The sequence below is a fragment of the Alkalihalobacillus phoenicis genome (genome assembly GCF_047302405.1).
In the GTDB taxonomy this organism is placed as follows: Bacteria; Bacillota; Bacilli; order Bacillales; family Bacillaceae_D; genus Alkalihalobacillus.
Genome location: NZ_CP154853.1, coordinates 3,355,693 through 3,375,152, shown reverse-complemented (window position 1 = coordinate 3,375,152; position 19,460 = coordinate 3,355,693). Strand labels below are relative to the sequence as shown.

The 19,460-nt window shown below is 36.7% G+C and carries 16 protein-coding genes; 11 read left to right on the top strand and 5 right to left on the bottom strand.

Annotated elements, in window-relative coordinates; translation table 11 throughout:
* Window positions 1-58 precede the first annotated feature (58 nt).
* On the top strand, window positions 59-529 hold the full coding sequence (locus AA0017_RS15875) for a DUF523 domain-containing protein (RefSeq protein WP_413375997.1): 471 nt from the start codon (window positions 59-61) through the stop codon (window positions 527-529).
* Window positions 530-774: 245 nt separating this feature from the next.
* Here AA0017_RS15875 and AA0017_RS15870 read toward each other — a convergent pair whose 3' ends face one another.
* Window positions 775-1,386, bottom strand: coding sequence for a TetR/AcrR family transcriptional regulator C-terminal domain-containing protein (locus AA0017_RS15870; protein WP_413375995.1), 612 nt, complete (start codon window positions 1,384-1,386; stop codon window positions 775-777).
* 235 nt (window positions 1,387-1,621) lie between these two features.
* Between AA0017_RS15870 and AA0017_RS15865 the strand changes: the two genes are divergently transcribed.
* Window positions 1,622-2,416, top strand: a complete 795-nt coding sequence (locus tag AA0017_RS15865; RefSeq protein WP_413375993.1) for an SDR family NAD(P)-dependent oxidoreductase — start codon at window positions 1,622-1,624, stop codon at window positions 2,414-2,416.
* Between the two features lie 90 nt (window positions 2,417-2,506).
* On the opposite strand, the gene AA0017_RS15860 is transcribed toward AA0017_RS15865, so the two are convergent.
* Complete coding sequence (locus AA0017_RS15860; protein WP_413375991.1) at window positions 2,507-3,376, bottom strand: polysaccharide deacetylase family protein; 870 nt, start codon at window positions 3,374-3,376, stop codon at window positions 2,507-2,509.
* 259 nt (window positions 3,377-3,635) lie between these two features.
* Here AA0017_RS15860 and AA0017_RS15855 point away from each other — a divergent pair, with 259 nt between their 5' ends.
* From AA0017_RS15855 to AA0017_RS15820, 8 genes are all read left to right on the top strand, one after another.
* Complete coding sequence (locus AA0017_RS15855) at window positions 3,636-5,216, top strand: spore germination protein (protein WP_413382636.1); 1,581 nt, start codon at window positions 3,636-3,638, stop codon at window positions 5,214-5,216.
* A gap of 45 nt (window positions 5,217-5,261) precedes the next feature.
* Window positions 5,262-6,473: a Ger(x)C family spore germination protein gene (locus AA0017_RS15850; protein WP_413375989.1), complete on the top strand. Its 1,212-nt coding sequence runs from the start codon at window positions 5,262-5,264 to the stop codon at window positions 6,471-6,473.
* A gap of 242 nt (window positions 6,474-6,715) precedes the next feature.
* A complete protein-coding gene (locus tag AA0017_RS15845) occupies window positions 6,716-7,825 on the top strand; it encodes a GerAB/ArcD/ProY family transporter (protein ID WP_413375987.1) in 1,110 nt (369 codons plus the stop codon).
* Window positions 7,826-8,178: 353 nt separating this feature from the next.
* A complete protein-coding gene (locus AA0017_RS15840; protein WP_413375985.1) occupies window positions 8,179-9,057 on the top strand; it encodes a pirin family protein in 879 nt (292 codons plus the stop codon).
* A gap of 171 nt (window positions 9,058-9,228) precedes the next feature.
* Window positions 9,229-10,053, top strand: coding sequence for an aldo/keto reductase (locus tag AA0017_RS15835; protein ID WP_413375983.1), 825 nt, complete (start codon window positions 9,229-9,231; stop codon window positions 10,051-10,053).
* A gap of 380 nt (window positions 10,054-10,433) precedes the next feature.
* A complete protein-coding gene (locus AA0017_RS15830) occupies window positions 10,434-11,852 on the top strand; it encodes a spore germination protein (RefSeq protein ID WP_413375981.1) in 1,419 nt (472 codons plus the stop codon).
* Window positions 11,853-11,858: 6 nt separating this feature from the next.
* Window positions 11,859-12,959 (top strand): GerAB/ArcD/ProY family transporter, encoded by a 1,101-nt coding sequence (locus AA0017_RS15825; protein ID WP_413375979.1) that lies wholly within the window; start codon window positions 11,859-11,861, stop codon window positions 12,957-12,959.
* Complete coding sequence (locus AA0017_RS15820) at window positions 12,869-14,089, top strand: Ger(x)C family spore germination protein (protein WP_413375977.1); 1,221 nt, start codon at window positions 12,869-12,871, stop codon at window positions 14,087-14,089. The genes AA0017_RS15825 and AA0017_RS15820 overlap by 91 nt, the downstream gene beginning before the upstream one ends.
* Window positions 14,090-14,481: 392 nt before the next feature.
* On the opposite strand, the gene AA0017_RS15815 is transcribed toward AA0017_RS15820, so the two are convergent.
* The 3 genes from AA0017_RS15815 to AA0017_RS15805 form a co-directional block, all read right to left on the bottom strand.
* Complete coding sequence (locus AA0017_RS15815) at window positions 14,482-15,255, bottom strand: ABC transporter permease (protein WP_413375975.1); 774 nt, start codon at window positions 15,253-15,255, stop codon at window positions 14,482-14,484.
* Window positions 15,248-16,189, bottom strand: coding sequence for an ATP-binding cassette domain-containing protein (locus tag AA0017_RS15810; protein WP_413375973.1), 942 nt, complete (start codon window positions 16,187-16,189; stop codon window positions 15,248-15,250). The genes AA0017_RS15815 and AA0017_RS15810 overlap by 8 nt, the downstream gene beginning before the upstream one ends.
* 177 nt (window positions 16,190-16,366) lie before the next feature.
* Window positions 16,367-16,975 carry a TetR/AcrR family transcriptional regulator gene (locus tag AA0017_RS15805; RefSeq protein ID WP_413375972.1) on the bottom strand — a complete coding sequence of 203 codons (609 nt, stop codon included), beginning with the start codon at window positions 16,973-16,975 and terminating at the stop codon, window positions 16,367-16,369.
* Between the two features lie 322 nt (window positions 16,976-17,297).
* Between AA0017_RS15805 and AA0017_RS15800 the strand changes: the two genes are divergently transcribed.
* Complete coding sequence (locus AA0017_RS15800) at window positions 17,298-19,304, top strand: methyl-accepting chemotaxis protein (protein WP_413382634.1); 2,007 nt, start codon at window positions 17,298-17,300, stop codon at window positions 19,302-19,304.
* The last annotated feature ends 156 nt before the right edge of the window (window positions 19,305-19,460 follow it).

The window sequence follows — 19,460 nt, the reverse complement described above, 5'->3', positions numbered from 1 at the left end:
ATAAATACAAGCGGTAAAAGTAAATTTAACTTAAAAATCAGTGAATGAGGTGAGAGTAATGCTGTTAGTTAGTGCGTGTCTTGCTGGATTTAAAGTGCGTTATGATGGACAAGACTGTATGGATAGTACGATTAAGAAATGGTTTGATAATGAAGAGGTTGTATCGATATGCCCAGAACTATTGGGTGGATTTACTACACCAAGAGAACCGGCCGAAATCATCGAGGGAAATGGTGAAGACGTTTTAGACGGCTTCGCTAAGGTCGTTGATAAGTTGGGAAGAGATGTAACAGAACTTTATCTTAATGGTGCCAAAGAAACGTTAGACAAGGCTAAAAGTGTAGGAGCTACAGCTGTAGTTTTAAAAGAAAATAGTCCATCTTGTGGTAGTTCCTTTATTTATAATGGAAAATTTAATGGGGAGAGGCTCGATGGTATGGGTGTCACGACTGCATTGTTAAGGAGGAATGGGTTAGACGTATATTCTGAAAATGAACTTTCGAAAATACTAGATATAAGGAAAGAATAGGAGCACTCCTGCAGGGGGAGTGGAAAACGGGAGACCCCGCAGCGGAGCGAGGAGGCTCCCGGTTCACCCGCGGAATAGACCAACTTAATGTAACGCTATTTTAACGATGGTGCCGTTTTTCAGTTTCTACGTTTAATAATCGGGTGTATTTATCTTTCTAGTTATTTGTTCCAAGTAACGACTTCCCAAACATGTCCGTTCGGATCTTTAAAATGACCTGTGTAACCCCACTCTTTTTAGCTAATTTAATTGTCTATTATACCTTGATTGGAAAAAAGGTTATTTCGATCCATTTTGACGATAAATAGTAACTGCTCGGCCATATAATTGGAGCTGTATTTGAAATCATTCTCAATCCATTCAATGATTATACCCATGATCGCATATGAATGATAACTTGCTAGCAATTCTTTATTTATTGTATGTGTAGAAATATAATCCGTAAGGTCGTGCAAAATTAGGTCTTTAATCACTTTATAAATCTTATGATGAAAACCAGATAAGACGTTTGATTGAACAATCAGCGAATAGAAATTTGAATATGTTAAGACATGGTCAAAAATATGAATGGCATTTGAACTTAGCTGTGACACGTCAAAAGTCTCTTTGTCTTTATACGGTTTACGATAGGAATCAATTAAATGGGTGATGACATCATCGATAATCTCTTCAAGAATATCCTCTTTGTATTGGTAATGTTTATAAAAAGTTCCTCGATTTAAGTCAGCGATTTGCACAATGTCTGTAATCGTAATTTCTTTAAAATCTTTCGTATTCATTAAGGAAATTAATGCTTCTTTTAAAGCGTTTTTTGATTTGATAATTCTTCTGTCTTTAGAATTGTTTTTTATCGACATATTATCCTCCGTTTATTCGTTAACAGACATATCGTTTCACTGGTGTTTGATAATGAACAAATAGGTCTATATTTGCGGATTGTATATTATTTCTTTCATTATTATACTATACATAGATTTAAATAAATCAACAAGTGTTCATTATTTTCATTGTGAAAACGGATTCATTTTTCGGTTTCTTGACTACGATTGAGAATAGATAACGATTAAATAGGATAATAAGGGGGCATATATTATGGAAATTAAAAATAAAGTATTTGTTGTTACTGGTGGAGGTAGTGGAATTGGACGTGAGTTAGTTCTCAATCTTCTTTCAAAAGGGGCTCAAGTAGCAGCGGTTGATTTGAATAAGAATGGATTAGAAGAAACAGTCCAACTAGCGGGGGAAAAAAAAGATAAGGTTTCCACACATGTTGTCAACATTACAGATAGAGAAGCCGTAGAGGCGCTACCTGAGCAGGTAATGGCCTACCATGGTGCGGTTGATGCCCTCATTAATAATGCTGGGATTATTCAACCATTCGTACATGTTAATGACTTAGACTATGAAAAAATTAAACTAGTGATGGATGTCAATTTCTATGGCACGTTATATATGGTGAAAACGTTCTTGCCTCATCTGCTTAAAAGACCGGTTGCCCATATTACGAATATCTCAAGTATGGGTGGATTTTTACCTGTTCCTGGACAATCTATTTATGGGGCATCTAAGGCTGCCGTTAAATTGATGACAGAAGGTTTACATTCTGAGCTAAAGGATACAAATGTCAATGTCACAGTTGTCTTCCCTGGAGGGGTTGGCACAGATATTACGAAAAATTCAGGTGCTGATACTGGTGAGAGAAAAGAAGCTACTGCTGAACAAAAGAAAAAACTATTAACACCGCAAGACGCAGCTGAAATTATTATAAAAGGAACAGAAAATAACCAATACCGAGTTTTAGCTGGTAAAGATTCAAAGCTGTTGGACTTTATTTATCGAATGAACCCTAAAAAAGCAGCTTCGCTCATCGCGGAGAAGTTGAAATAGGTACTACACTACTTGATATTTAATAAACGTAAATTTCTCTTCACTAAAAAAGACTATCTCAAAAGGTAAAAACCCTTTTGAGATAGTCTTCTATTTTGCAAATGGAACATTTAACAATTCTGGTACGGTCACGAACTCATAGCCTTGCTCTTGTAAGGTAGGAATAATTTGGTGAAGGGATTCGATCGTATTGGTTCTATCTCCATCCCAATCGGCCCCGTCATGCATCAGAATGATTGCCCCTGGTTGAACGTTATCTAATACATTAGCAGCAATGGTCTCAGGTGGGTCTTCCTGCCAGTCCAATGAATCGACTGACCAGCCAATAACTAAATATTGCATTTCCGCTAGTTTTTCGACTAGTTCATTGTATAAAAAGCCATATGGTGGACGGAATAAACTTGTTCGGTAGCCAATAATGTCATTCAAAGCATCTTCAGTTCTAGATACTTCTCTTTCTAGAGTTTCGATATCGGATTCATCAACGAGGTTCGGATGTAAATAAGTGTGATTGGCAATTACATGACCTTCATTTTGAATTCGCGTCACAATTTCAGGATAAGCAACCGCTCTTGAGCCCAATAAGAAAAACGTTGCTGGTACATTGTACTGATTTAACACATCTAATACATCATTTGAAAAACGTTGATCGGGGCCATCATCAAACGTTAACGCAATTCGATTTTGATCAGCTGGACCTTGTAAGATAAACGTGTCGGGATACCGTTCTTGTAGGAGGTTCATGTCAACAGGCTGCTGCCGTTGTCGTTCAGGGTTTTCAGGTCCTCCTCTAAGGTCAGGAAAGTCTTCATCAGGTTTATCTCGTTTGTCTTTTTTCCACCACTGCTGCGAAATATCACCTGCTGTATCCTCATTAGCAGAAACAATCATGAGATCCGTCATTTGGTAACAAAATAGAAGCCCAATAATTAACACCCACTTAACTATTCTTTCTTTCATTTATTCATCTCCTTTTTTCATTCAATGTTATTCTTGATAAAAAAGGAATGTTTATGCAAAAAGAATGAAATATTTTTGGAACTTACCAAAACAAACGGAGAACAGTTAAGAAATTATGAGACTACTGATAAGGATATTCCTTTATCAGTAGTCTTTTTTTATTGTTGGAGTGTCCTAAACTTTTATATCTTCTCGGGAATAGAAAAAAATAGATTTGTTTAAACTAACCGGAGGATTAAATGTATTAAATAAAGGTGTGGTGAAGTTGTCGAGAAAATTAAGAAAAATAAAATATCAATATTCAATGAATGAGAAAAAGAGACAACCAATTACGACAGCTTCTCCTGTTTTTGAAGAAAGTCTTGACGATAATTTACTCAAGATAAAAAAGAGTTTTGATAATGATTGTGATTTAGTAATACGAAAGCTAAGTATTAATCAATTCGAACACAAAAAAGAGATGGCTTTAATTTATATTGAGGGTATCGCCGATTGTAATGTCATAGAGGAATCGGTTATTGTCGCAATTAGAGATGAATACAGGAATAAGGAATGTTTCGAAGAGTTAATGGATTTATCAAATATTATAGAGTGTATTTCGACGAGTGATATTAAGAAGATAAATGAGTATGAGGACGCCTATGCTATTTTATTTAATGGTAATACGTTGTTGCTTGTAGATGGGATAAACGAAGCACTAGCCATTGATACGAAGAACTATAAGGAACGAAGTATACAAGAATCTGAAACAGAAGTATTAGTGCGAGGGCCTAGAGATTCTTTTACTGAAGTGATAAGGACGAATACAGCACTTGTTAGACAGCGTATTCGCTCGATCAATTTAAGAGTTGTATCGATGGAGATAGGGCGTGCAACGAAAACGGAAATTGCTGTTATGTATCTAGATAATATTACTGAACCAGAATTAGTGAAAGAAGTATTTCGACGCTTAGAAAAAATTAATATTGATTCGATTTTAGAAAGTGGCTATATTGAAGAACTGATTCAAGATGAGACATTTACACCATTTCCTACAATCTCAAGTACAGAAAGACCAGATTCGGTTTCTGGGAAATTGTTAGAAGGAAGAGTAGCTATTTTGGTTAATGGAACGCCATTTGCTCTTGTCGTGCCTGCATTGTTTACAGAATTTTATCAAGTTCCAGAAGATTATTATCAGCGTTCTGATTATATAACATTGATAAGAATATTAAGGTTACTTGCTGTGCTTTTATCTTTATTGGCACCATCTTTTTATATTGCGATTACAACTTTTCATCACGAAATGCTTCCACCAACATTATTAGTTAGTTTGTATTCACAAAGGGAAGGGGTTCCTTTCCCTGCATTTGTTGAAGCATTAATCATGGAAATTGCCTTTGAGATTATAAGGGAAGCAGGACTGAGGATGCCTAGAGCTGTTGGTCAGGCTGTTTCAATTGTCGGTACACTTGTTGTTGGGCTAGCAGCTGTAGAAGCAGGTCTTGTTTCAGCTGCAATGGTTATTATTGTTGCGATCACAGCTATCTCAAGTTTTGTGATTCCTTCCTTTAATATGGGAGCTTCATTTCGGATATTGCGTTTTCCAATGATGGCTCTGGCTGCATCGTTTGGGCTATATGGAATATCCATTGGTTGTATTCTTATTGTTCTTCATCTTTGTAGCTTACGTTCTTTTGGTATTCCGTATATGTCACCGTTTGCTCCATTTAATTTAGCCGATCAAAAGGATAATATATTAAGATTGCCACTTTGGGATATGATAGCTCGCCCGAAATTAATGAATCATCAGAATGTCAAAAGAGAGAAAGAGAATGAAAAAGAAGTTAAATCACTCTAGCTTCTGAGCAAACGGAGTACGCTTTTTATTAAGGAGGTGTGAGGTTTGAAGGGTCTGCTCATAAGAATATTGCTCATTTTTATTTTGCTTAGTTTCGTAACAGGCTGCTGGAATCGTCGTGAATTAAATGAACTTGCTATATCAGCAGCGATGGGAATTGATTATGCAGAAGATGGCCAGTTCCTAGTTACCGTCCAAATAATAAACCCAACCGCTATTGCTTTACAGGAATCAGGAAGTAGTTCTTATAGTCCAGTAGTTGCTTTTCATGGAAAAGGGGATACGATGTTTGAGGCATTACGAAGACTGACAACCCAAATACCGAGAAAAATTTATGAATCTTACACAAAAGTCGTTATATTTGGTGAGAACTTTGCAAAAAGTGGGATTTCAGAAGGGCTAGACTTTTTATTGAGGGATCATGAATTTAGAGCTGATTTTTTCTTTTTAGTAGCAAAAGATATGAAAGCAAAAGAAATATTGGAGGTCTTAACTATTTTAGATAAAATTCCAGCGAACGAACTATATCAGTCTTTACAAACTTCTCATAAAACTTGGGGTACAACCGAAACGGTCACTATTGATAATTTGATTAATGAGTTAGCGAGTAAAGGAAATGCACCTGCTTTACCAGGTGTATTTATACTAGGAAATCTTAAGGAGGGAGAATCGATTGATAGTCTGAATCAAAGTGAGTTACCAGCGATACTTGCTAATAATGATTTGGCTGTGTTTAATCAAGACCGGTTAGTTGGTTGGTTAAATGATTCTGAAAGCCGTGGGTATAACTTCACGCAAAGTGAAATTAACAGTACGATTATAAACATTCCATGTCAACAATCAGAAAACGAGAAGATAGGAATTGAAATTTTAGCCACTTCAGCAAAGGTTCAAACAACTGTTGTAGAAAATAAAATTAAGGGAGAAGTGAAAGTTTCAGCTGACGCACAAATCGGAAATACTCTATGCTCTATGAATTTTGATGAAAAAGAAACGATGACTTCCATTGAAGAGAAAACGAATAATGAAATTAAACAAGAAGTCATTGCGTCGATAAAAAAGGCTCAAGCATTAGGGACCGATATTTTTGGTTTTGGAGATGCTCTTTATCGGAGCAATTTAAAAGAGTGGAAGAAAAAAGAGAGTGAATGGAATCAAACCTTTATGGAGATGGATTTTGATGTAGCGGTAGATGTAAATATTCGCGGAAAGGGCAATATTACAAATTCAGTAAAAAAAATAATTGAAGGATTATGAATATATGTGGCCATTAAATTTTGTCATCTTCATGATAATTATTGTAGGGATAATAGAAATTCCCTATTTGCTTAAAATGAAAACGAAAAAAAGAGAGTGGTTTATTTTTTTGTTTATATTCTCGATTGGAATAGCATTACATCTTACTTTAAGTATAAGAGGGAGTTTACCGGATCCATTTGAGATGCTTCAAAAGTTATTTGGACAAAATGGTTGACCTAATGAAAAAGGAAGGGGGGATTATGATCAAAGTGGAAAAAATCTCTGCCTCTCAATTTATGGTATTAGTTTGTTTATTTATTATTGGTAGTACCGTTCTTATCTTACCAGCGGCACTTGCAGGAGTTGCCAAACAAGATGCTTGGATTTCAGGATTATTAGGGATTGGCTATAGCTTATTATTAGTATACTTTTATTCGTCTATTTGCTCACTTTATCCAAGTACAGCGTTTCCTGAGTTACTTGAAAAAATATTGGGCAAATGGATTGGCCGGTTATTTATTCTATTGTATTGTGGTTTTGCTTTCTTTTTGGCAAGTTTGACACTTAGGGATGCTGGTGATTTTCTAAAAACTCAAATCATTCCTGAAACACCTATTTACGCTATTCAATTACTGATGCTTATTGCCGTAGTTGTTGCTTTGTTATATGGGATAGAGACCTTTGCAAGAGCTTCGGAATTATTTTTTCCAATTGTTATTTTTGTTGTCCTTGTACCCGTTATTCTCTTAATGAAAGATATTAATTTTGATTACATAAAGCCAATCTTTGAACATGGTTTTGTTCCTATTTTTGAAGGTTCTCTTTTAATGATTTCCATCCCATTTTTAGAGTTAGTCCTATTGCTAGCTATTTATCCGTTGATAAACGATCAAAAAAAAGCTAGAAAATATTTTTTCATAGGTGTGTCATTAGGGGGTTTCTTTATTTTGTTAAAAGCTCTTTTAACGATTCTTACTATAGGTGTTGGTCTTACTTCCTCCATTAGTTTTCCTGCTTTTTTTTCGGCCAAAAAAATCAATATAGCCGATTTTTTGCAGCGAATCGAAGCTTTAATTGCGATCCAATGGATTGTTACATCATTTGTTAAACTGAGCCTATGCATGTATGTGGCATTAAACTTATTTGCTCGTCTATTTCAAGTGAGTTCTTACCGGATTTTAGTATTTCCAAGTGTACTAATTGTTTTAGCTATTGCTCAAGCTGTTCCTCCTTTTACAAGCTCTATTCGTGCGTATGTTGCAGAACTCTGGATTCCTTTCGTTCTCTTTTTTGGGTTATTATTGCCTCTTGTCATTTTCATTGTTGGTTTAATTAGGAAAAAACGAGAGGAGAAAAGCGTCAAGGCATAACTCAGAAGAAGAGTATGTTATGAATTAAAAATAAATATTAAAAGCTAGTGGTAGAGCGTATTCTGGAGAGTTGTATTCCCACTTCTTGCTCCGATGAATTACGGTGGGATCTATGAGGCTGAGAAATCATAGTGAAAAATGTGGTGTTAAAGAGTTACTAGATGAGAGGATAAATTCTGAGCAAATAAGTTGATTAGTTGAAGCGGCTCTTTTAACATTTATTTAACATACATCTTCATATGAAAAGTATGTAAATATCTGAGAGAAATACACTAATAATAGAATAAATCAGGAAACTGCTATATTAAACTACCTGTTACGATATGTTGAGCTTTTATTGAGGAGTGATGAAAATGAAAGAAATGTCTAATTTTCAAAGACAAATCAAAGATCATTGGTATGTAAAGTATGAAGAAGCTTCTTTTCCATTTATTCAAAAGGGATGGGTTCTTCCAGTCGAGCGCTGGGCTGATTTTGATCCATTTATTTTAATGGCTGAAGATTGGTTTAAAAGGGGAGCATTTTCAGATCATCCTCACCGTGGCTTTCAGACGATCACTTATGTTGTAGATGGGCGATTAGAACATATTGATAATGGTGGAGGACGTGATATTTTAGAGGCTGGTGATGTGCAATATATGAATGCAGGCTGGGCGGCAAGGCATGCAGAAGAAGGAGTTAAGGATGATATTGCTCATACTCTGCAATTATGGTTAAACTTACCTAAAAAATTGAGAAAAACAGAAACCTCTTATCAAAATATATATGCGGAGGATGCTCCAGTTATCGAGATCGAAGGTGGATTCGTCAAGGTATTTTCTGGTCAGTTTCATGATAGGGTGAAGGGGCCACTTGATTCAGTTGTGCCCATTACATTAGCGGAAATCAACCTTGAAAAAGGAGCAATTTACACCCATTCCTTACCTGAAATCCATAATGCATTTCTTTATGTATTATCTGGTGATTTAGATTTTGGAGAAGGTACAGATTCCGTACAATTATCTAAACATGGTGTAGCAACACTTACCTTTAATGAAAATGGAAAGGAATCAAGAAAAAGTGAGTTAAAAATAAAGGCTAACAGTCGGCGTTCAAAAGTACTCATTTACTCAGGAACTCCGATAAAAGAAGAAATTATTCCGCGTGGTCCATTCGTTATGAATACGATGGAGGAAATTAAACAAGCTTATAAGGATTATCGTGAAGGTAAATTCGGTCCACCTGCCATTTAATCATAGCCGATGACTCTCATTCACTTGGAAAGATCTTGTTCCATTGTAGAATACAGATAGCTTTGTTCTAAAAATTCGTAAAAATATGAGCATATTTTAGGGAGTTTTTTGAAGAACATGCGATAATAAATCATATATATCAAAATTAAGCTAAAAAAGGAGTAATGGCCAATGAACCATGTAACGTTAAATAATGGATTAAAAATGCCTCAGCTTGGTTTTGGAGTCTGGCAAGTGGAAGATGAGAAAGCAACAGCAGCGGTAACGAAGGCGATTGAAACAGGGTATCGCTCCATCGATACAGCGATGATTTATCAAAATGAAAAGGGTGTTGGAAAAGCTTTAAAAGAATCATCTGTCCCACGTGAAGAACTATTCATTACAACAAAGGTTTGGAACTCTGACCAAGGGTATGAAAATACTTTAAAAGCTTTTGATGAGAGTTTAGAAAGGCTTGGATTAGACTATGTGGACCTCTATTTAGTGCATTGGCCGACACCTGAATTTGACGAATATGTCGATACGTACAAGGCGTTGGAAAAGCTTTATCACGATGGTCGTGTGAAAGCGATCGGAGTCTGTAATTTTGACATAAACCATTTAGAAAGAATTTTGGCTGAATGTGATGTAAAGCCTGTCTTAAATCAAGTGGAATGCCATCCATACTTAGCTCAAACGGAATTAAAAGAGTTTTGTGCTAAACATGATATTTACGTAGAAGCGTGGAGTCCATTACAACAAGGTGGAGAAGTTTTAAACCTTGATGTGATTCAAAGAATTGCAGCTGCCCACCAAAAAACAGCCGCTCAAGTCGTCCTCCGTTGGCACTTGCAAAATGAGGCAATCGTTATTCCTAAATCTGTCACGCCATCAAGGATTGAAGAAAACTTTAATGTCTTTGACTTTGAGCTATCAGCAACGGAAATGGAACAAATTAATCAACTTGATCGTAATGAACGCAAAGGTCCAAAGCCGAGTGAAATGAATGTAAGATAAGCAAAAGTGAAGAGGGCTGTCTGATAAGGTCGTTAAGAAGACTTTATGGGAACAGCTTTTTTTGTTTTACAAATTTTTGTAATCAACAACTTTTGTAGGGCAACTTCTCATAATAATTCTCTATATTATGAAGCAGATAGAATCTCATTAAAAAGCTCGCCTTCACCGTTTTGACCAGTGCTTATGATTTTAAACGTTGTTCTTTTTTGATAAATACCGATTTATATTCAGGGTTGTTCCCATTATTATAGTTAAGAACGCGACTTCCTCCTTTATCATTAACTACTTTAATTAGGGTTCATGTTTCAATTAGAAATGAGAATAAATTCCTTTTGTTTATGACAATATAAGTATTATTAGACTAAGAGGAGATAAAGCCTGTGTTTTCAGCCGACTTTAAACAAAATAAACAAAGATTAAAGGAAATAATTGGTCACCAAGCCGATTTAGTAGTGGAACATGAGTATGTCCCGAGCTTAGATCGACATATTTCTTTTTTTTATTTTGGAGAAATTGATCCGCAGAAAATGGAAGTGTTTCTAAATTATTTTTCACAACTTCCGAAGAGATTTTTTGACAAAGAAGGGTTGGAAAAGGAATTTCATGAGCCGACGATTCGTTATGCGGAAAAAGTTGAAGAAGATATTTATGAGGCTGTCAAGGCCATTTACCAAGATCGCTGTATTTTGCTTTTAGAAAATATCCCATTTGTTTACATCTTAAATTTAAAGCATGCGTTGCGGAGGAACTTAGAAGAATCAAAAACAGAGAGAGCTATTAAAGGCCCAAAAGTTTCTTTTATTGAAGATATTCAAACAAATGTCGCACTGATTCGACGTTTTGCAGAAGATGGAAGTCTTGTTACGAAAGAACATTTAGTTGTAACGGGAAATAAACAAAAGGTCGTTAATTATGTTTATCATAAAGAAAATACGGACCCAGTAGTGATTACAGAATTGCAAGAACGGCTTAACAAAATTAAACAAGCTAATATTGAAGATTCTGGAAAAATCGAAAGTTTATTAGATAATTCACCCTTTTATTCCCCTTTTCCACAGGTTCAAAGCACCGATCGAATTGATCCGGTTCTAGCGGGGTTTGAAGAAGGAAGAATTGCAGTATTCGTTGATGGATCACCGTTTGCCTGTATAGTCCCAACGACATTGGAGCAGCAAATGCAAGCGGCGGACGACTATTATGACCGGTGGATGCTCGGTTCTACCATTCGTATCTTGCGTTATGTGGCTCTTTTTATCACTTTATTCGTTCCACCGATTTATATTGCTTTAGTTTCCTTCCACCAAGGGTTAATACCAGATGAACTATCGCTTACGATTATCAATACACGAATGAATGTCCCTTTTCCAGCAGTAGGAGAGGTTGTCGTAATGACCTTATTTGTCGAGCTGCTTAGAGAAGCGAGTATACGTTTACCAAATCCACTTGGACAAACAATAGGGCTAGTAGGTGGTGTTGTTATCGGCCAAGCGGTAGTTGATGCCCATATTGTTAGTTCCATTATGGTAATCATTATTGCAGTGACAGCCATTTCATCCTTCGCAGTTCCTATTTATAGTTTAAGTATGTCATTTCGTTTGCTTAGTTTCATTGCGATCGCTTTTTCAGCTGTTCTTGGTTTATATGGGGTTGTCTGCTTTTTTATTATCCTATCGATACATTTATCGAGTTTACATAATTACGGTGTTCACTATTTTTCATTTGAATTTTCTCTCAAAAAACATGGGTTTACTGATTTATGGTTTCGCTTGCCAACGATCCTAAAAGATAAAAAGGGGTGATATCAGTTGGATCCGAAAATACATACGGAAAAAACGGTCACAAGTTATCAACTCTTTGCATTACTTATGTCAATTATGCTTGGCGTGGGTGTTTTGAATTTGCCTAGAACCCTTACCGATAACATCCGTACAGCTGATGGTTGGATATCGTTATTTTTGGCCGGGATCATCGTTTTACTCATCTATTTATTTATCATTTTTGCTTTTAAATCACATGATATTCCTTCCATTGATGTTTATATGGAGCAGGCTTTTGGACGATGGGTAAGTAAAGTTTTATGTATTCTCATTTCCGGTTATTTTTTATTACTTACTGGATGGCAGGCGGTTGCTATGAGTGAAATGATTCGTTATTTCCTTTTAGAAAAGACACCCAATTATTTGGTCATAATTCTCATTATTTTATTGTGTGGTTATGTTGTTTATTACCCTTTACCGACACTAGTTCGCGTTGCTTGTCTTTTTTTGCCGATTGCTTTGATCGTTCTATTATTTGTCCTAGGAATTGGAACAAAAGATTCGGTTCTTTATAATATTCGCCCCGTAGCATCTGAAGGATTTCTACCGATTGTGAAAAATATACAGTATGCATTACAGTCATTTCAAGGGATAGAAGTGGTGATGATTTTGTTCGCATCTTTACAATCGAAAGCCAATCCAAATCGAGGGGGAGCCTATGCACTTGCCTTCGTTACCGTTATTTATATGGTTACGTATTTAGTTGTTGTATCTGTACTTGGTGTTATAGAAGTTCAAACCCTCACTTGGCCAACTATCACCTTAACTCATGCAGCCGAGACAAATGTACTATTTACGGAACGAATGGATACTTTTTTAATTACGGCTTGGACATTACAATTTTTTACGACTAGTATGATTGCCTTGTATGCTGCGGTGTACCTTTTAGATAAGAGCTTACCTATTCGTAGAGGATATTTACTTTTAAGTTGTACTATTATAGCTGCAGTAATTGCTGTATTGCCAGAAACGACTTTTCAAATTCAAAAAGTAAGTACATGGCAGCAGTATGTCTTTGTCTTTATCTTTGTTATATTGCCATTTGTTTGCTATATCCTCGTTTCGATCAAGAAAAAGGTGAGGGCATGAGAGCGATAGTGAAAAAAATACTTTTCTTGAGTTGTACATTGCTCCTTGTAAGCTGTTGGGACAGTTCTAATATCGAGGATGTTTCATTAGTAATGGGAGTAGGTATTGGGATAGATTCAGATAATGAGGAGAACATCGAATTGCTGACACAGTTATACTTACCGATTGGAAATGAGCAAAGCTCTGAATTAACTTATCGAAATTTACGAACAACAGGAAGAACCTCTCTAGAAGCTATCCGAAGACTTGAGTTAATAGACCAAGGAATTATTAGTGATCACCAGCTCGTTCTTGTAATCCATAGCGAAGCTTTAAAAAAGTGGACGGCAGAACAACTTATTAATCAAAAAATTAGAGATGAACGAACGAGACGTGGGATTCGAGTTTTTGTGACAGATGAACCTTTGAATAAAATCTTTACCTATCCGAATGAAAGTGGCGCTGCACCAACATCACAAATTCTTGATGCACTTTCACAGAATTATGAGCGATCCTCGGAAATTATGCGACCAGTAACTTTGGGTAAATTGTCAGATTATATCCAACGTGGTTTTTCCATTGTGATGCCAAAAGTTTCGATCGTTAATGAAGAGCTCAAGTTAAATGGGGGAGAGATTCTAAAAAACGGCGTTCATATAGAGGGGGAATTTACTCCAGAACAAATAAGTAGTCTTAATTGGTTAAGTGGTGATATAGAAGGTGGGATGGTTGATGGAGAAATCGATGGATATCGAGTCGTTTATGAAATATTAGATGCGAAATTAAAATCGGTTGAAACAAGGCTTGAAAACGAACAAGTTTTTTTTAATATTGATATGGAATCACGAGGAAGACTTGCGGAAAATTGGGATCCGAATGAAGATGCTTTTAATCCGGATTATCTCAAAAAACTAGAAGTCATATTTGAGAAACAATTAGAAGAACAAGTGAAGAAAATGATTCAACAATTGCAAACAGAATATCAAACGGATCCGATTAATTTAGTTAAATATGTTAGAGTTCAACATTATCCATTTTGGAAAGAGTATAAAGATAATTGGGACGAAATATTTGTAGAAGCAGATATTCAATATAGTATCGATCTAACGATTATAGATTTCGGAACAAAAGGAAAAGTGCAACAGGGTTAAGGGATACGTCGAATAGTAATGGTTTTAACTGATCATTTGATGTAAAGGGTATTCTAATGGAATTTGCATCGAAAAGACATTGTATTTAAAACAGCCCTACAATAATGTCTGCAAATGATGAAGGAACTGAAATAGGGTTACATTAGTTAGCCTACTCCACGAGCTGCATGCCCTACGCGTTCCGCGGGTGAATCGGGAGCCTCCTCGCTACGCTACGGGGTCTCCCGTCCTTCACTATTCCCGCAGGAGTCTCCGGGCATTCCGCTCGTTCCGTTTTGGTCATCAAAAAAAGATAGAAAATAACATTGAATGAATTTCCTTTTCTTTTAGTCACAGAACCTACTTTTTCAGTGGCCTCCAAATGATACTGTGGGCTGTTTTCTATAGTTTACTTAGACTCTTTTACGTCTTTTAAATAAAATAATGGCAAAAATAAATGATACGATCAGTAGTCCACCAAACCAGGCTAATGTTAACCAAAGGTTATTATCAATTGGTGTACCAAGCAAAAGCCCACGTAAAGTTTCAATGAGCGGGGTCATTGGTTGGTTTTCTGCAAAAGCATGTAACCAAGTCGGCATGGTTTCTGTCGGCACAAAGGCACTACTCACATAAGGAAAAAATAGCATAGGGAATGTGGCAGCGTTGGCTGTTTCAACACTTTTAGTAATTAATCCGATCGCAACAAACAGCCAATTAAGTGAGAACATATAAAGAGACAAAACCCCAATGACACCAAGCCATTCGAGAAAGCTTGCATTTGGCTGGAACCCAATAAGCAAAGCAACAAGGAAAATGACCGTCGTGGCCATCGCGTTACGAACAAACCCACCGATGACATGACCAAGCATTAAAGAGGAGGGAAGGAGAGGCATCGTCCGGAAGCGCTCAAATAACCCACCAACCATGTCTTGTGTCACACTGACTGTTATCAGAGAACTCCCAAACCCGACACAAGTAATAATGACGCCAGGAACAACATAATTAACATAGTCGGTTCCTGTCTGAATCGCCCCGCCAAAAACGTAAACAAACATGATCATAATGGCGATGGGTAATCCGATTGCCATTAATAGTGATTCTGGTTGACGGAAAGTATGTTTAAAACTACGTTGTGTCATTGTCCATCCGTCTAACAAAGCCCAATACAATTTAGATTCACCCATTTATGGTCAGCTCCTTTCGTTTTCGATTGGTGATGTCTAAAAACACATCATCTAATGTTGGTTTGCGGAAAGTAACGGATGTTGGATTGATGTTGTGCTCATGTAAGGTGTTTAATAACTGCCGTAAATTTTCCGTTGAATTGGCAATAACGGAAATGCTTCGGTCAGTCTCGTTGACTTGCCCTTGTAAAAGGGTTTGAGCGTGTTGAAATTCGCTATCCTCACTAAACGTAAATTCAAGCCTTTCTTCACCAATCATACGTTTTAGCTCTTCGGCTGTGCCTTCTACGACCATTTTTCCGCCGTCAATCACGGCAATTTTATCGGCAAGTTGATCGGCCTCTTCTAAGTATTGGGTCGTTAAGAAGATTGTGACACCGCTCTTGGCAAGGTCTTGAATCAAATTCCACATATTTCTTCGACTGCGTGGATCTAACCCCGTTGTCGGTTCATCTAAAAAGATGACGGACGGTGAAGCGAGTAAGCTAATCGCAATATCAAGTCTGCGTCGCATTCCACCGGAATAGGTTTTTGCTTGTTTTTTGGCGGCATCTGTTAATTCGAACTGTTCAAGAAGCTCAGCCGTTCTTCTTTTTACCGATTGTCGGTCGAGATGATTTAAACGCCCCATCATCATCAAATTTTCTTCTCCTGTTAGCAGTTCATCTACAGCGGCGAATTGCCCAGTTAAACTTATGATTTTCTTAACGGAATGGGCGTCACGTCTCGTGTCAAACCCTCCGACATTCACGGTGCCACTATCTGCCTGAATTAATGTCGATAAAATACGAACGGTCGTTGTTTTACCAGCTCCATTTTCTCCAAGCAAGGCAAAAATAGAGCCGCTTGTTACGTCAAAGTTAAGTCCATCAAGCACGATTTGTTTGCCATAGGTCTTACGTAAATCTTTTACCGATATGACGGTATTATTCATAAAAAAAACCCTTCCCTTTATATTGATTGACTTGTTCAGTCAATTAAAAACCAAAAATAATGACCGACTAATTTTATTGATTGATTAGTTCAGTCAACATAAATTTATAATAACACCTTCACTTTGTCAATCTTTATTTTGGGATTTTGTTAAGAGAAGGGGTTAGTTGATTAGAGTTTAACGAGTCGAAATCATTCTTAAGAGAATAGAGACTTTGTAATCAAGTTTGTCTTTCCACCAATTAGGTTCATCGGCCATGATACCTGAAATAAGGCTTAAATAAAGGGCGACTAATTCGTTAGGATCGCCTTCAATGATCTGCCCTACACTTTGTCCCTCTGTAAATATAGGGATAAAAAATTCAAAATAAAGGACGCCTGCATTTTCGGTTAAAGTTTTTACATGGTTTGGGACATCCTCTGAGTCCTCTAAGTGTTGGATGATGCGAAAAATATCACTTGTTCCAAACTCACTTGATAAAATAGCGAACTTTGTAAACTCTGTTATTTTTTCTAAAGGGGATATTGGTTTTTCGTCGAGTTGTTGCAGATATGTACGAGTTTCATCCGCATTCATTGTCCACTCAAGGCTCTGATATAGTACTTCTTCTTTTGAGTTAAAATAGTGATAAACTAAGCCATGGCTAATTCCAGCTTCCTTGGCTATCATGCTGATTTTCGTAAGTTTTACACCATTCTCGGCAAAAACCTTAATGGCAGCACGCATGATTTGTTCTTTTCTCTCTAATTTTTTTTTGTCTAAATCGGCTGCATTCAAACGGGCCATATGAATCAGATCTCCTTAATCGATAGTATTCAGTTTTCATTTTACCACGAGAAAGACAAAAATAAAAAAGAGGGACGCTGACGGGAATTTGCTCTCTATCTATTAGTTTGAGAAATTTTTTTGTTTAAGAGGGAAACTATTAGAAGCAGAGTCACGCTACTTTATGGAATGAAGTTGCCGGCTCTATTAAAGAAATGGGATGTTAGGACTAATAATCTGACTTTTGGAAATATGACTTTCGCTCTATAAAACTATGACTTTTGACCGATATAAATAAAGATAGAGGAAATTTGTTTTGTATATTGGGGGGAGCGTTTTGAATATGCAGCTAAATCAAAGAAATAAAGCGATTAAAAAGGGGTCTGTTCTTAATCGATTTACGATTAAAAACAAGTTAATCGTTGTTTTTATCATCGTGTTACTCGTCCCAACTAGTTTGATTGGGTTCTTATCTTATGAAAAAGCAAAGGATGAGATAGCCGAACAATATATGATTAGTGCTACTTCGAGTGTGGATTTTATTGAAGATTTGATTACAAGTACGATCGAACCAAAAATAGAAAACATCGATTATTTTGCAAATATTATAAGAGCAGACATGTATGAGGGGGAAGAAAGTCCAGAAGTTAGAGCATATTTTTCACAATATATGGAGTTATTTTCTGGGTTAGAAAGTGTATATGTTGGGACAGAATTAGGTGATATGATCCAAGTTCCACCTGGGGAGTATGGGGATGATTACGATCCACGCCAAAGACCTTGGTATCTTTTAGCAAGGGAGCAATCAGGAGAAGTTATTATCACAGAACCATATGTATCAGCTGACACTGGACATTTAGTTGTATCGATTGCTAGAACAACTAATGATGGTTCTGGTGTTGTTTCAATGGATATTAATTTAAATCAGTTATTAAATACGACTGAGCAGGTGAAAGTTGGAAAAGAAGGTTTTGCGATGATTTTAGACGAAAATCGTTATATTATCGTAAGTCCTACAGAGGAAATGGGCGTTCAAGTGAATGAACCCTTCATAGATAGGATGTACCAAGAGGCATCAGGGGAATTTGAATTTAGTTATGAACAGCAAAATTTATGGCTTATTTATGAAACGAATGAGATAACGGGTTGGAAAGTTGCTGGAGTAGTTGATAATCAAGAAATTGCATCCTTGTCTAGACCGATTTTGTATCGAACTCTATTGGTATTAATTCCATCTATTATCCTTGGTGGTGTTTTGGTTGTATTCCTCATTTTAAACATTACAAAACCGTTATTTAGATTGAGAGATTCTGCCGCTAAAATTAGTAAAGGTGATTTGAAAGAACAAATCGATGTGAAATCAAAGGATGAGCTAGGTGAATTATCACAATCATTTAATGAAATGGCTCGTGATCTAAAAGCAGTTATTCAAGAGGTAGCGAGTAAATCTGAAAATATGGCGGCATCCTCCGAGCAACTATCTGCTAGCTCTGAACAGTCAACTAGAGCGACCGAATATATTGCCACTTCTATTCAAGAAATGGCTGGCAGGGTAGAAACTCAAAATGAAAATTATCAATCGAATGCAGAGGCATTAAATCAAGTAACAGAAGACATTAACCATGTGACAAGTAATGCGTTGAGTGTTTCGCATTTAACAAAAGCGGCTATCGAGCAAGCGGAAGAAGGAAACCGATCCGTAGAACAAACGATGGGTCAGATGGCCTCCATTGCCCAATCGGTTGAAAAATCGAATCTGCAAATCAAATCACTGCAGGATCGCTCAAAAGAAATTGGCATGATTGTCGATGTCATTAGTGGGATTGCTAGTCAGACAAACTTACTTGCTTTAAATGCTTCGATTGAAGCGGCTAGAGCGGGCGAAAGTGGTAAAGGCTTTGCAGTCGTAGCAGCCGAGATTGGCAAACTAGCTAAAGAGTCTGACCATTCAGCAAATCAAATTGCTTCGTTGATTAAAGCGATTTTAACGGATACAGAAGAAACGGTTGATGGCATGAAGGAAGCGACCCATATCGTTGAGTCTGGTTTACAAATATCAACAAATACGACCGAGAAGTTTAAGGCGATTATGGAAGGGTTTCAGGACATTTCTCCGAGAATAGAAGAGGTTGCCCTTATTTCAGAACAAATTTCCCGAAATATAGAAGTGGTTAACTCCTCATCTAATCAACTCTTAATTATCTCAAACGAAAACTCTTCTGTAGCAGATGAAATGGCAGGAGCGACCCAAGAGCAACTTGCCTCAATGGAAGAGATTCAAGCTACCTCAGCTTTATTAGCTACTTTAGCAGAGGAGTTACAGACCCTTATTCATAAATTTAAAATATAAAAGAAGAGAAGTATGGTCCCAAAAGTCTATTTATGAGCTTTTGGGGCTTTTGTTATTTGTAGGATGGTATGAGAGCTTTATATTAATAACAGGATGGTTTGCACCGAAATTCTGCAAAACCGAGAGTTACATGAGTAGTAAGTCGTTATTCGTATT

Excerpts from the sequence above, each read along its gene's own strand:
- AA0017_RS15875 (WP_413375997.1), top strand. The coding sequence starts at position 59 with ATGCTGTTAGTTAGTGCGTGTCTTGCTGGATTTAAAGTGCGTTATGAT.
- AA0017_RS15870 (WP_413375995.1), bottom strand. The coding sequence starts at position 1,386 with ATGTCGATAAAAAACAATTCTAAAGACAGAAGAATTATCAAATCAAAA.
- AA0017_RS15865 (WP_413375993.1), top strand. The coding sequence starts at position 1,622 with ATGGAAATTAAAAATAAAGTATTTGTTGTTACTGGTGGAGGTAGTGGA.
- AA0017_RS15860 (WP_413375991.1), bottom strand. The coding sequence starts at position 3,376 with ATGAAAGAAAGAATAGTTAAGTGGGTGTTAATTATTGGGCTTCTATTT.
- AA0017_RS15845 (WP_413375987.1), top strand. The coding sequence starts at position 6,716 with ATGATCAAAGTGGAAAAAATCTCTGCCTCTCAATTTATGGTATTAGTT.
- AA0017_RS15840 (WP_413375985.1), top strand. The coding sequence starts at position 8,179 with ATGAAAGAAATGTCTAATTTTCAAAGACAAATCAAAGATCATTGGTAT.
- AA0017_RS15835 (WP_413375983.1), top strand. The coding sequence starts at position 9,229 with ATGAACCATGTAACGTTAAATAATGGATTAAAAATGCCTCAGCTTGGT.
- AA0017_RS15820 (WP_413375977.1), top strand. The coding sequence starts at position 12,869 with ATGGCAGCAGTATGTCTTTGTCTTTATCTTTGTTATATTGCCATTTGT.
- AA0017_RS15815 (WP_413375975.1), bottom strand. The coding sequence starts at position 15,255 with ATGGGTGAATCTAAATTGTATTGGGCTTTGTTAGACGGATGGACAATG.
- AA0017_RS15810 (WP_413375973.1), bottom strand. The coding sequence starts at position 16,189 with ATGAATAATACCGTCATATCGGTAAAAGATTTACGTAAGACCTATGGC.
- AA0017_RS15805 (WP_413375972.1), bottom strand. The coding sequence starts at position 16,975 with ATGGCCCGTTTGAATGCAGCCGATTTAGACAAAAAAAAATTAGAGAGA.
- AA0017_RS15800 (WP_413382634.1), top strand. The coding sequence starts at position 17,298 with ATGCAGCTAAATCAAAGAAATAAAGCGATTAAAAAGGGGTCTGTTCTT.